The sequence below is a fragment of the Pelagicoccus albus genome (assembly GCF_014230145.1).
Classification (GTDB): domain Bacteria; phylum Verrucomicrobiota; class Verrucomicrobiia; order Opitutales; family Opitutaceae; genus Pelagicoccus; species Pelagicoccus albus.
The window spans coordinates 242,238-256,281 of sequence record NZ_JACHVC010000012.1; the positions used below are offsets into that span (position 1 = coordinate 242,238).

The following is a 14,044-nucleotide window of genomic DNA, read 5'->3' on the forward strand; positions in this document are numbered from 1 at the left end:
CAACCTCCGCTGCTTAGTGGATTTTCGCAACACTTTCTCCCTCAATTCTCGAGAAGTTTCGACGTAAACGTAGGAGGGAAACATCTCGCTTTTCTGGATAGGGGGCGAATCCACTAGGGCATCTATCTCATTTCCCGTCTTTCGTTTTAGGTAGCGGCGAAGGAGCTCCCCAAATTCGAATTAAGTATTCGGCAAGGTTTAGCATGCTAAGCTTCGATCCCCCCGATTCAACGACTCGCGAGAAATCCGGCTCATGCCTGGATCTCTCTTCAAAATAGTCCCAAAGTTCGGAATTCAGCTGCAAAGCGGTTGCCTCGCGGCGGGTGTTGCTTTTCTCAATTTCAACGACTCGGCTAGTCCAATACCGTTTTTCCTCGGGAAGGGAATCGATGTAATCGTGCAACATCTGCTCGTAGCGATTCAGGCTCATAGAAGCTACCCGTGGCTAAGCAGTTCTGTACTGGCAAACGTTTAATAGCGAAGGTCGCCTATCCTTCGGATATCGAGTGACTTCGCTAGCGAATCTTCCGTTCGCTAATTCCGTTTACCGCCCTCATGTCTTGGATAAAGGTCCTCGTGAAGTTGAGCAACTGGCTAACGTCTTCGTCGGAGAGAAAGAGCCGCTTAAAGTCGATACGCAGTAGTTTCCCGCGTACCAAAGCGTAACTCATAGTCTCGATCATGGGCTGTCTGAGCTCTTCTCTCGGCGTTTGGAATACGAACTCAGAAATGGCAAAATAAGTGATAATGTCCTCTTCTTCGTTGGCCCGAAACCAGTATCCATTCAGGGATTCTTCAACACTCTCATCATTACCCTTCTTGAACGCCAAATAGTCTTCGAACTCCCAAAAGTCCTCACGCTCGACCCGCATCTTGCGGTCCTCGACCAACTGACTTTTGAGCGTGTCCTTAACCACTGCAAATCTCTCGGGCGTCATAGACGTAAAGGCATGTTCCTGCGGCACCCATACGAGTCCAAAATTATTCACGTACTTGGAACGGGTCCCCCTCACGAAATCGCTGTTCATGATTGGCAGGGCCAAGTGCTCACCTGGTTTTCCATTGGAAGCCTGCGAGTAGTAAAATTCGGTTCCAGCTTTGACAGCTTCCCAGCCGGGATAAGCTGGGACCCTGAGCTTGAGGGCTCCCGCGCGGATAGTCCACTCGTCGTAATAGGGGATGCCGTGCCGGTAAATTGGGTCCGAGGTCCCGACTCGCGCTTTCCGGCGAACCTGAGATGTAGAGGCAGGGCTACGTTTATCGACACCACGCTTCTCCGCGTCCTGAGCCACTCTCGCTAGCGCCGCTTCCGCCGCTCCGCTCATAGCCTCGTCCAGCTCCGTCGCATCCTGAGCCGAAATCTCCGATTCCGACAGGAGTGCTAAACACAAGCCGATGCCTAAAGTTAACCTAATGAACGCCTTCATTTCCACTTCCCTAAAATCATCAAAGATCGAGCGAATTGACTTCCTTTGCCTGAAACATGTCAACGCGTCATCGAAGCTTCCAAGATTAAGCTACCGCGAAACTCAGAAGAAGTTCCCCTAACTGGATCAAGTTCAACCGCTAAGCACGAGCGGATCGAATTTGTGCAGGATCGGATGACATAACAATCCCTTCAAACCTGTCAAAAATTGGTAATCTGGCTCCGAGGGGCAAAATTCATATTAGGGATATCACGCATTGAGCCGAATAAAGAACCACAAGTTAAAAAGCCCGCTCATCCTCCCCTGCTCACACACAATTTAGACTCTTAGTTGGTTGGTTAACTACAAAAGGCGCTCGGACGAAAGTCCGGGCGCCCTTTTTCATTTGGCACGCTAACGGCTCACAAAAAAGCGACCGAAAGGTATCAAAGCTAATCCCAATCGCTAGCGAACCATCGCACTTTCAAGCCTCAGAGGCTTTACCCGACGCTAGTTGGAATATTTTCCAAAACAGAGGGAAAACCATAAAATTTCTGCTAATACAGAGAAGGTTATTGACCTAAGCTGTGTTAATAACATGGGGATATGTTAATAAGAACGAAGTGCACCGTCGTGCACTTAACTTATGGTCCTGAAAAACGGAATGAATCCTCAAGGGTTAAGTTCAAAGAGAACACGGATGGAAAACACTCCAGACGAGGCTGTCTTGTCCAGAAACACCGTGTACTCCAAACAAAGCGGGCCAATCGAAATCCGCGAGAGCCGGAAGACACCCAGCAGCCTACAAATCCTCTGATAGGAAGCGGGAAAACAAAGGCTCCGCATTTTGTAACATAGGAAGAGATAAAAAGCACAAGTGACTCCCATCCCCAAAAAACTCTTCCTACTTTCAATTTCCGACCGAGAGAATGACCACGTCGATCTGGTCAGACTTCTCGAACAATCTTCTCTTGAGGAATTCCGTACCCAAAGCTGTCAGCCGGGGGAGGACCTCAGCAGAAGGCTCAAACTCTGTAAGTTCGATCTAGCGTTCTTTCATCTGGCAGATGGGACAGATATCTCAGAACAGCACGCACGCATACGGGAAATTGAGCCTGGCCTTCCCATCATCGCCTTCACCGCGAGCAAACGAATCAACAGCGAGCTGGAAGACAATTTCCTCGATTGCTACGCGCGCAGCGACCAGAGCCCAAGTCTAGTCCGTTGCGCCATTGCCCAAGCCCTTGGCAAGAAAACAGCCCTGGACCGGGAGCTCGAGTTCCACCGGAAACTTGATATGGCAGCCCGCTTTTCCGATCTGGGATCTTGGGTGGTAGACATCAACGAACAGTCATTCCAATTCGACACGACCGTTGCCCGACATCTAGGACTTGCAGAACGTTGCGGAACAATGGAACTGGAGACCTTGTTTGACCTAGCCTCGCCAAGCGACCAGCAAGCTGTTCGATCCGCTTTCAACTCAGCCATTTCCAAAGGCACAGATCTGAACATCAGCTTCGAGACCGTACAAACCGAGGGTCAGCCTATCCGAATTGCTTTGAGGGGTAGCCTGAGTAGCGATGCTAACTCTAAGCTCATCGGCTTTTCCCGCAAAATGCAGGACTTTCCCGCCATCTCCCGATGCGAGCAAAGGGAGTCAATGCCAACCGAGCTTGACCATCAATTGATCGAAGCTTGCTCGAGCCAAGAATCGAGTGACTCGCTTAGCATTGACCGCGACAAGACGCTGAAACGGGTCATGAAATCGATCAAGAGCCAGAGCGGGCCAAAATCGAGTAGTGAGTTTCCCTTCGACTTTTCCTCTCAGCAAGCTTCCGACTACGCCGAACCTAGCGTCCAACAGGACGGCTTCGTTCGAGCTGCCGAGCGCTTGGTTGCCATCACTGGCAACGGTGATTTCGACCTCTCCATTACCCTGAGCATCGAAAACGACGGGGCTATCGAGCTGGAGCAGGAAAAAGAGCTTCTCTTCGACATCATGCGCGAACTGCTTACCAACGTGGTGAGACACGCCAGCGCAAAACGTTGTATCATCGCCCTGTTCCGTCACGAGGGAGAATGGATACTCCAAGTTGAGGACGACGGAGTCGGGCTCGAAAGTAAGATCGTATCCGTCTCGACTCCCCTCGACAAAATCGGCCTCTTCCACATCCGCAGCCAGCTCTCCACCAAAGGAGGCCAGCTTGACATCACCGCAGCGCATCCGACCGGACTCATCGCCCGAGCTCGTTTGCCGGTCAGCTTAGGCAACCGCGGAGCCGAGAGAGCTTAGGATCGCAATTTAAGAGCTAGTTTTCTCTGGGGATTATCAGCCCAGTAAGCCGAGATCATAAGCGCAAGGGCAACCAAGCCCGCCACCCAATTGGGTAATGAATATCCTCCAAGATAGGATCTCGCCAAACTGAAGACCAAGGGTCCTACCGAGCTTCCGATCACTATGATGGAGGCGAAAACGCCGCTTATGGCACCCAGATGCTTGAGCCCAAAAAAGCGCGGCATAAAAACGCCGCTAAGAGCGCCAAAACAGCCCCCGCTAATTCCAAACCCCAAAACGATGGCCACTGAGAGAGCCACTCCATCGAGGGCCGCCAAACCTAGGCCAGCGATGACAGTGCCCATGGCCATGAAAGCGAGCAGGTACTTCAAACGCCACTTATCGCTCATCCAGCCGACAAAAACGCTGATCACAGCATTCAGCGCGGCGATGGGAACGAAGAGGTTCAGCATCGAATCCGCGGTTCTCCCAAGATCGTTCGCCACGTCGATCACATGAAAGGCGTAGCCGGTGAAATAGCAGGATTGCAGGGCAAAAACTAAACTGAAGGCCCAGAATGGAAAGCTGCGAACCGCCTCGCCTCTCGTAAACTCTTGCACGATTGAGAATTCAGGATCCCCCTCCCGCTTCCGGTTTGGCTCCTTCCCTCCATCGACCGTCAAACCACATTCGGCAGGATTGTCCCGGTAGAGCAACCAAGCTAAAAGGCAAAATCCAGGGGCGATCGCCAAAGCCATTAGCCGCCACGACTCTCGCCAGCCAAAGGTCTCGATCAACTCGTTGAAGAGCTTCGGAGCAAGAGAGAAGCAAACCGTTACCGCGATCCCGCCGATCGAGAAAATCTTCCCCCGATGGGCCACCCACCACTTTCCGATCATGTTGCGGGAGGTCATCATCACCAATCCCTGCCCAAAGAAACGGATCAGAAAGAAACCGAAAACCAAACACAGCATCGACGCCCAGGACGCTTGAATCGCACCACCCAAAACGTCTCCCACCCCTCGGGCCGCGAAGTCTACTAAGCTCATGTAGCACAGCGAGAGGGCCAACGCCACGCTAGCGCCTACGATCATCAGACGCGCCCCAAATCGATCGAACAGCCGACCGGCATAGGGCAACAGCAATCCGCTTGCCGCAGTGCCTACGAAATAGGCGGCGCTGACTCCCGTCCGACTCAAACCGAGAGCCAAGATCAACTTTTCGTTGAAGACGTTCACCCCGATCGTCTGCCCGGGCACACTGGCCACCATTCCGATAGTGCCGGCTACCGCGATGATCCAGCCATAGTGCAAACGGCCACTCGCTGGCTTGAACGGGACCTCCGCTCCAAACGCCTTTTCCCTAATGCTCACCCCTCCGCTCTAGCGGCTGCCCGGGTAAAATCCACCCTCAATATCGGAAGGGGCAAAAAACGTTTCGCCAAAGACCGGCTTCATTCGTAGAAGCAACGAGGAGCACCTCATATGGAAATTCTTAGCAAACTCGCCAGCCACACTTGGGCAATGATCGCCGAGATGGGGCCCTATTTGATCCTGGGGCTAGCCATCTCCGCCTTGCTGCACCGCTTTCTCAAGCAGGCGTGGATCGAACGCCTGATGGGGCGGAGAAACCTGAGCTCCGTCCTCTGGGGAAGCGTGGTAGGCGTTCCCATGCCCTTGTGCTCCTGCGGGGTCATTCCTGTTACGATGAGCCTTCACTCTCGAGGAGCGAGCAAGGGGGCCACCGTGTCATTCCTCACCTCCACACCTCAAACCGGTGTAGATTCCTTTCTAGCAACTTACGGGATGCTGGGACCCGTTTTTGCCATTTATAAAATCATCGTTGCCTTCGTGTCCGGCGTACTCGTCGGACTAACCACCGACTTCTTCGAGAAGGACCAAAAGGCAAAGTCTGACAATTCTCTCGCTTCCGCCCAAAACGCCAAGCAACCGACCTTGCGAGAATCCCTTCGCTACGGCTTCTACACCATGCCGGGCGATCTCGCCTCCGCTCTCTTGATCGGTTTCGTCCTAGCCGGTCTGATTAGCGCCTTTGCTCCAGAAGAGATGCTCGGCAACCTTCCGGGCGGAGCCTTGTCGGCCATTCTGCTGACTACCTTGATCTCAGTGCCTTTCTACATCTGCTCGACCGGTTCGATACCTTTGGCTTTGGCTTTGGTTCACAGCGGTCTACCGATCAGCGCCGCCCTCGTTCTGCTCATAGCAGGCCCAGCCACCAACATCGCCACCATCACCACCGTACGGAAAGTGCTGGGTGGACGCAGCACTCTAATCTACGTGACCGGGGTCGTACTCGCTTCTTGGATTGCCGCAGCTATCTACCACTTTTTCATCAGCTCCAGCACTCTAGGGCACCACCAAATGGACCACGTGATGGAACTCCCACTCTGGAAACACATCGGAGGAGCCGCTTTGCTCGCTCTTTTAGTGTTTCCCCACTTCAGGCAGCGCTTTACTTCTTCCCAGCCGCACGATCACGATCATTTCGAACCAGAAACCATGTCACAACAACACAAGCTCTCCATCCAAGGCATGAACTGCAGCCACTGCGAAAACTCAGTGCGCAACGGACTCGCCTCCCTTCCGAATACCGAGGTTCTCTCCGTCGACAAAGCAAACTCCTCCGCAGTCATCAAATCCGATTCCTTCGACGAAGAGCTCGTGCGAGAAAAGGTCGTATCTCTCGGCTTCGAATACCAAGGCACGCTTTAGCGAAGATCCTTGAATCCTTCGCGGCAGCGCCTATCGACCGTGATAAACAAAACCATGCGTCTGCCCATCACAATCGCCGCCCTTTCCTGCCTCGCCAGCCTGTTGAGCTCCACCGAGATCGTTTCGCTGGACAACAGGGCAACGCATCTGGAGACCCGTTTGTCCAGCCCCTCAACCTTGGTCGTCAAGGTAAGCAACCCCGCGGAACTCTCCGAAGCTCAGCGTTTGTTAACTTTGGCTTTCTCCTACGACCAACCCTGCCTGATTCTGGTCGTTCTGCCAAACGATCGGGCCGAAGCACTCTACATACAACAAGCAGCCAATCGCTTTTTCCGCTCTGACTTTAGCTTAAGCTCTACCTACTTCCTGACTGCCGAAAACGACCCCTTCCCTCGTGCCAAAACCTTGCTGCTGAGTCCCGGGCAATCGCGGCCTCTGTATCAGTCTGCCTACTACCCGAGTGAATTGCCCAACTCGAAAGGCTCCTCCGGACGCTGGGCGCCCAGACGTCCCAAATCCAGCGACTCTCAATAAACCGGACAAGAAACAGCGACGGTTGCTCCCCTTTGCTTAGACTTTCGAAATGTCGAAACCCTCCGACAAGCTGCCTGAGTTCAGCATCCCACTCCCGGTTCAGTACCCGCCGGAGCTCCCCATTTCCCAACGGCGAGAGGAGATCATCGCCGCCATGCGCCAGCACCAAACCATTGTTCTGACGGGCGAAACGGGATCGGGCAAGACCACCCAAATTCCCAAGATGTGCATAGACGCGGGCCTCGGGCGAAAGGGACGCATCGCCTGTACCCAGCCTCGCCGCGTAGCGGCCTTGTCTGTAGCCAAGCGGGTAGCCGAAGAGTTGCAGGTGGACTTCGGGGCCGAAGTTGGTGCCAAGATCCGCTTCACTGATCAGACCAATAAGTCGACTCGGGTTAAGTTCATGACCGACGGCATGCTGCTAACTGAAATCCATGCCGATCCTTTGATGCGGGACTACGAAGCGGTTATCATCGATGAAGCTCACGAACGCTCTCTCAACATCGATTTCTTGCTCGGCCACCTCAATCAACTACGGTCCCGCCGCCCGGATCTGAAAATAGTCATCACTTCCGCGACCATCGATACCGACAAGTTTTCCGCCGCGTTCGATGAAGCCCCGATAATTGAGGTTTCAGGCCGCGTCTACCCAGTCGACATCGTCTACGCGCCCTTGGACGAGCTCCTCGAAGAGTCGGGCGACTTCACCTACATTCAAGGCATCGTCGAATCCACTCAGCGAATACAGACCGAATTTGGAAACTCCGGAGACATTCTCGCTTTTCTGCCTACCGAGAAAGATATTCGCGAAGCGATGGACGCAGTCGAGGATCGCTTTCGCAATCGGCTAGAAGTCATACCGTGCTTTGGCCGACTTTCCAATGCGGACCAGCAACGCATCTTCCAAAGCTCCCCGAAACGGAAACTGATTCTCTCCACCAACATCGCGGAGACCTCGCTCACCATTCCGGGAATCCGTTTCGTCATCGACGCGGGACTCGCACGTATCTCCCGCTACAATCCGCGCGGACGTACCAAACGCCTGCCCATCGTAAAAGTCTCCCAAAGTTCCGCGAACCAAAGAGCTGGCCGTTGCGGTCGCGTTGCGGATGGTGTCTGCATTCGCCTGTATTCAGAGAAAGATTACCTGTCGAGACCAGTCTATTCCGTGCCAGAGATTCAACGGTCCAATCTGGCGGACGTCATCCTCCGCATGACCGCATCACGCTTGGGGAATGTAGAAACCTTTCCTTTCATTGATCCTCCCACGCCTGCCGCGATCACCGCGGGCTATCAGCTGCTACAAGAGCTGGGAGCGCTAGAATCCTCCGATTCCGATAAACGGTCTCGTCTCACAAAACTCGGTAGGCAGCTGGCACGACTCCCTGCTGACCCGACGGTCGGTCGCATGCTTCTCGAAGCTGAACAAGACGGAGTGACTCACGAAGTCCTGGTCATCGCATCCGCGTTATCGATACAAGACCCACGCGAGCGTCCCATGGATAAAGATGCCGCCGCTCGCCAAGCCCACGCCCAATTCGACCACCAACATTCGGACTTCCTCACCCTTCTTAATATATGGGAAGCCCTGCACGACGACTTCGAAAAGTTGTCCCAATCGCGTTTGCGGAAATTCTGCAAAAAGAACTTCCTCAACTACCTGCGTATCAGAGAATGGCGTGACATCTATCAGCAACTGGAACGCTCGCTGCCCAAGAAGCGCGAAAACAAACCCCACAAGTCGTTCAACTCCGACAAGGGAGAACTGACTCGCGACAGCGCCAGATACCAAGCTATCCATACCTGCCTACTTACCGGTCTGCTCGCCAACGTGGGTCAACGCGAGGACGTTAATCTCTACAAGTGTTCGTCCAATCGGAAACCACTGGTTTTCCCAGGCTCCTCTCTCTTCATACGTCAACCAAGGGACAAAAACGGGAAACGGAAAACCCAAGCCAACGAATCCAAGGCTAAGAAACGGAAATCCCCCGAATGGATCCTATCCGGAGAAATCGTTGAAACAAATCGCCTCTACGCGAGGACAGTCGCGTCCATCGATCCTAATTGGATTCTGGAGGTAGGTCGACATATCCTGAGCTACTCGTACAGCGATCCTGAGTTTCTCACGGACCAAGGCCGAGTCGCTGCCAGAGAGTCTATTCGTATTCACGGTCTGGAGATACAAAACAAGCAAGTTTCCTATCTAAAAGTAGACCCAGTTAAAGCGACTGAGATCTTCATCCGAGAGGCCTTACTCAATGAAGACTATCAAGCTCCCGCGAATTGGACCTTCCTTGAATCCAACCGTAAGCTAATCTCCCGTATCCAAAATGCCCAGACCGTCATTTCGGTTGCCCATTGGATGGGCGTTGAGGAAGCGGCCTTCCGCTTCTACCGCGATCGCCTGAGACAAGTCGCCTCCATCGCGGATCTGAATCGCGTTCTGAAGAACGGGGGCATCGAAACCCTCGTCATGTCCGAGACAGATCTGACGGCTTCCGAAGAAGCCGCTATCGATCTTTCCCTCTTCCCAGAGTCGGTCACCCTGGAGAATTCAGCCCTTCCCATCGAGTACCAGTATAAGCATGGCGACCGGAAAGATGGAGTTACTCTGAAGCTCCCCTACCACAAGACCAAGTCGGTAAACGACGCCATGTTGGACTGGCTTATTCCCGGACACCTCGAAGCGAAAATCCACGCCCTTTTCAAGGCCCTGCCCAAAGCGACTCGTCAGCAACTACAACCACTAGCGGAAAAGGCAAAAACAGTCGCTGGTGAGCTTCGCCCTACGGGCCAGACCTTGGTGGATGCGCTCAAGAGCCACCTACTTAGCAAGTATTCGATTGAAACTTACAGCAGCGATTGGGATGTATCCGCTATCCCAGAGCACCTAAAAGCGCGTGTAGAAGTTCACGACAAAAAGGGACGAGCCATAGCCGAAGCTCGTGACACCGTGACTCTCCGCCAAGAGCTCGCTCGCAAAGAGGCCGAGCTAAGCGCGACCAAGGCAAACGACACCTCCTTGCTTTGGAAAAAGGCTAGGCAAAAACATGAAAGGACGCTGAATAGCATCAGCGAACTGAAAGGGGCTCATCTTCCGAAGAGGATTCAGATCGGTTCCCCTCAAGGCATTCCGCTCTACGCCTACCCAGCGTTACGAGCTTCTGGTGAAACCTTAGAGATACAGCTTTTCCGCTCCGAAGAGGATGCTCGCTTGGCTAACAAAACCGGAATATCGGCCCTCCTCGCCCACGAACTCCGTCGCGAGCTTGCTTGGATACGGTCAGACCTGAAGGACGTACAGAGAGTCGGACCTGCCGGAGTCGTTTTCAGACCGATCAAAGACCTTAAAGAGGATGTCTACGCTCATATCGAAAAGGATTTGAGCACCCACGATTTGGATACAATTGATTTCGATACCATATACGAGCAACGAGAACGAGCTCACGAAAAATCCAAAGGGATCCTCTACCGCGTCGTAGACCAGCTCAAACTGATCTTAGAGAAACGACAATCCTTGGTCGTCGACCAAGAGCTCCTCAAGGCTTTCGGAAAAGACATAGACCGACTGCTTCCTCCGAATTTTCTGCGTCACACTCCGTCCCGCTATCTGAGTCGTTTCCCCGTCTATCTCGAAACCATTTCTCACCGGGCCAAGACAAGAAATCAAAACCCCAAGCGCGACACTCAACGCCAAGTTCAGGTCGATCAGTTCCGAAACCGCCTGAACCAACTGGCAAAAACGGGAAAAGACGCCAATCGTATCGATGAACTGCGCTGGCAAATCGACGAGTTTGCGGTGTCTCTCTTCGCCCAGCACCTCGGGACCGCTTATCCGATTTCCGCCAAGAAACTAGAGCAAGCCTTCGCAGAAGCCGGTTCGCCAGAAACGGAGAAGAGCACTGTGTCCATTTCAACGAAAACAGCCGAAAACCAGCCTACACAAAAGGTCAAAAGCAAAGACCGACCTACTCAAGCCGATCTAGACTCGCTCAAAAAACTCTTTGGATAGTTCAGCTTTTTCGAGCGTTTACTAGCCAGTTATGAGCTTCCACGATTGAACTCAGCAGCGCCTTTTTGCGTATCGGCTTGGTAAGGAATCCATGCATTCCAACCTCGATACTCGTCTCCAAATCCTTTTTGGATGCGTTGGCTGTGAGAGCTAGGATGTAGGGCGGCTGATCAATTGGTATTCGTTTTCTGATTTCAACAGTTGCGCCCAAGCCATCGAGCTCAGGCATTTGCAGGTCCATAAAAACGAGATCGAAATCTTCAGCTTCCATCGCGGACAAAGCTTCCCTTCCATTGTTCGCAACTGTGATATCTGAATATCCCTCACGTTCCAGTACCAGCTTCAGCAACTTCTGATTGGTCACATTATCCTCCGCTACGAGAATCCTGAGCGGAAACTCGAACGACAGCAAACTTCGAGACTCCTCGATCGGCTCGGATTCTCGCTTATTTGGGGATTTCTTACCGATTAAACTCAATATCCCTTCCAGAATGTCATTGGGTTTTGCGGGGCTCCTAACCACCTCAGTCCCTTCCCCCCAGCGCGACCAATCAGATTCGCCTTTAATTGGAGCGATAACTAGAAGCTTCGCATCTACACTGGCCTTCCGCGCAAGATCTGCAGCCATCGTATCCACCACATGGATTTTTTTCGACGAGCTATCAAAACTGACAGGCAAGTCTCCCTCTTCTACCGAAGCGCCCCAAGCATTTAATTGATGCAATAACGTTTCCCTACAAAGTGATCGCGTGGTGGACAAGCGAACTTGCAGCCCCTCGGGCAATCCCCAGTAGCTCAGCTCTTCCGCGATTCGAAGGCTTGTGCTAAAGCGGAAAGTCGAGCCCACCCCGATCTCGCTATCCACACCAATTGTTCCCCCCATGAGGTGCACAAGGCTTTTGCAAATTGCCAATCCTAGCCCTGTGCCACCAAATCGTCTGGAGATTGAGGAATCCGCTTGCGTGAAGGAATCGAACATTCCCTCGAGCCTATCCTTCGGGATACCTATCCCAGAGTCTTTGACCTCAACATAGAGACTAATTTTCTCCTTTTTGAGACTGCATGTCACGGAAATGCCAATACCTCCCTGAGAGGTAAACTTTATGGCATTGCTGAGCAGATTCAGGAGCACTTGCCTGAATCGTACCGAATCCCCGGATACTAACTTCGGCACGCTCGGATCCATAAACAAGCAAATCTCTATATCTTTCTCAGCGCATTGAAATCCAAATACATCCAATATACTCTCTATCGCCTGATGCAAATCGAACTCGTGAACGTCTAGCTCCAGTTCACCGGCTTCAATCTTCGAAAAATCAAGCACATCGTTAATTACGCCTAACAAGCTCTCACCACTGCTGAGAATCGACTCCGTATAGTCGCGTTGCTGTTCAGTCTGGTCTAGTTCGATAAGCAGATTGCTCATACCGATTATAGCATTCAACGGCGTGCGAATCTCATGGCTCATATTCGCCAGAAATTCGCTTTTGTGACGGTTTGCCGCTTCCGCTTCGTCCCGAGCTCTTCTTAGGTTTCGTTGAGCTTCCTCGGCTAGATTGACCAGTTCTTTTAACTTGTTGTTCTTTTCGGTTAGCTCCGCGGAGCTAAGAGTCATGGCACGTTCCATCAAACGGCGATCGTCATCAAATTGTTGATACGCCTGATCAACAGCATCTACGAAAGCTTGCAAGTTTTCGGGTACATCGCCCTCGATACCCAAGTGCTTTCTCAGCTGCCTTTGCAGCAGTCTATGCATTTTCTCCCCCCATTTCCTTGAAGATCGTGATACTAATGCTCTGGTTGTGCAATTGGCAACGGGACTCCATGTCTAAAGGACCGATCTCCCCATAGGAATAAAAACCTGCCAGGGGCGGATCTCCCAGCACGGACAGCACCTCTTCAAGCTCCTCTTCCACTCTTTGTCCCAGCACGAGCCTTCGGGCTACACAACTTACGCAGAGCGCGAAATCCGGTTTTTCACCCTCGTTGACAACCACGTTGGCAGCCCTGTTCGCTCCCTCAATCAGATCGTCTATGAAGCCTCGCATGAGACGAACCTTAGCTCCTTGAGGTATATCGCTGGCAAAAGTTACGCTCTGTCGTTTTTCATCCATCGATAAGATGGTCCGCACCACCGGCCCCTCGTCTTCGTTTACCACCAACGAAAGCGGGAATTTTAACGCCGATGCCGGCAGTCCCGCCGCTTGCTCGCCGAGGTAGCGTTTGTAAATGTCTAGGGCAGACTCTCCATCGACTCCAAAAAGCACTTTACCCTCCGAATGAGACACCGTGCGCTCAGGGCCAAACGGATGCCATCCACCTCCTGAACTGCACCTAACCTGGAGAGCCGTCCCATAAAAGCCGATCCCCACAATCCTCCCAGAGACGGGATTTTCGTCGAGTCCGATCCACGTTTCCTGAAACCGTGTTCCGTCGCCCGCTATCCCACCTGATAACGAAACATCCGCTCCCAATTCATCTCGAAAACCGAGCACCAACTGCGCTCCATTCACAGTTTGCCCGTCAGAGAAAAGCAGGACGTGCACAAGATCTTCTCTATACAAGGCTTTCGCTAAATGCTGGCCAGCCACTCGCGAATCAGCAAATTCCGTCGAATCAACCTGATGTCCAAGTACCTCCGTCTCTTCAAAATGCAGAGCGGTCGCGCAAAGGGAATCATCAGTTACCGCCGCTCCCGAAATCGTTCCTGATGTTGAGCAAGAAGCGATCAAGGAATCTGGAAATAGATCCTGCAGGTCGCCTATTGCCTTTTCGTCGAAACACCTGCGCTCGCCAAATACCAAAATCAGTTGAGGGTCCGTTGAGACAAACGAGAACTTCTCTGAATTCGAGTCCCAAGCCTGGCCGGGAAGACGCATTAAGGTGTTAACAAACATAACTGAAAATTAGGGTGTAGGCCTTAATTTCGGATCAATAGGCTACCGACAGATTCAAGTTCCAATTTGGTTAGCATAAAACTCTAATCATCTGATAGGTAACGAGTTTTAGAACAGGATCAACTTAAGGGCCTAATCGTACTCTAGTATAAACACCGCAGAAAGCCACCCTTGGAGTCCGTTTAATT

General features: G+C 52.4%; 9 protein-coding genes. 4 read left to right on the plus strand and 5 right to left on the minus strand.

The window, feature by feature from the left end; genetic code table 11:
- Positions 1 to 127 precede the first annotated feature (127 nt).
- Positions 128 to 430, minus strand: coding sequence for a hypothetical protein (locus H5P27_RS10810; protein ID WP_185660402.1), 303 nt, complete (start codon positions 428 to 430; stop codon positions 128 to 130).
- A gap of 85 nt (positions 431 to 515) precedes the next feature.
- Positions 516 to 1,427 (minus strand): hypothetical protein, encoded by a 912-nt coding sequence (locus H5P27_RS10815; RefSeq protein WP_185660403.1) that lies wholly within the window; start codon positions 1,425 to 1,427, stop codon positions 516 to 518.
- 856 nt (positions 1,428 to 2,283) lie between these two features.
- Here H5P27_RS10815 and H5P27_RS10820 point away from each other — a divergent pair.
- Entirely contained in the window at positions 2,284 to 3,699 is a 1,416-nt protein-coding gene (locus tag H5P27_RS10820) for a sensor histidine kinase (RefSeq protein WP_185660404.1), read from the plus strand.
- On the opposite strand, the gene H5P27_RS10825 is transcribed toward H5P27_RS10820, so the two are convergent.
- On the minus strand, positions 3,696 to 5,054 hold the full coding sequence (locus H5P27_RS10825) for an MFS transporter (RefSeq protein WP_185660405.1): 1,359 nt from the start codon (positions 5,052 to 5,054) through the stop codon (positions 3,696 to 3,698). The genes H5P27_RS10820 and H5P27_RS10825 overlap by 4 nt on opposite strands.
- Positions 5,055 to 5,165: 111 nt before the next feature.
- On the opposite strand from H5P27_RS10825, the gene H5P27_RS10830 reads away from it, so the two are divergent.
- The 3 genes from H5P27_RS10830 to hrpA are packed head-to-tail and all read left to right on the plus strand — an operon-like array spanning position 5,166 to position 10,959.
- Entirely contained in the window at positions 5,166 to 6,413 is a 1,248-nt protein-coding gene (locus H5P27_RS10830) for a permease (protein ID WP_185660406.1), read from the plus strand.
- 39 nt (positions 6,414 to 6,452) lie between these two features.
- Positions 6,453 to 6,947, plus strand: coding sequence for a hypothetical protein (locus tag H5P27_RS10835; protein WP_185660407.1), 495 nt, complete (start codon positions 6,453 to 6,455; stop codon positions 6,945 to 6,947).
- A 49-nt stretch (positions 6,948 to 6,996) separates the two neighbouring features.
- A complete protein-coding gene (hrpA, locus tag H5P27_RS10840) occupies positions 6,997 to 10,959 on the plus strand; it encodes an ATP-dependent RNA helicase HrpA (protein ID WP_185660408.1) in 3,963 nt (1,320 codons plus the stop codon).
- A gap of 1 nt (position 10,960) precedes the next feature.
- Here the strand turns inward: hrpA and H5P27_RS10845 are convergent, their stop codons facing one another.
- Both H5P27_RS10845 and H5P27_RS10850 read right to left on the minus strand, forming a co-directional pair.
- Complete coding sequence (locus H5P27_RS10845; protein WP_185660409.1) at positions 10,961 to 12,715, minus strand: ATP-binding protein; 1,755 nt, start codon at positions 12,713 to 12,715, stop codon at positions 10,961 to 10,963.
- Positions 12,708 to 13,856 carry an FIST signal transduction protein gene (locus tag H5P27_RS10850; RefSeq protein ID WP_185660410.1) on the minus strand — a complete coding sequence of 383 codons (1,149 nt, stop codon included), beginning with the start codon at positions 13,854 to 13,856 and terminating at the stop codon, positions 12,708 to 12,710. Before H5P27_RS10850 ends, H5P27_RS10845 begins: the two co-directional genes overlap by 8 nt.
- Positions 13,857 to 14,044: the final 188 nt, after the last annotated feature.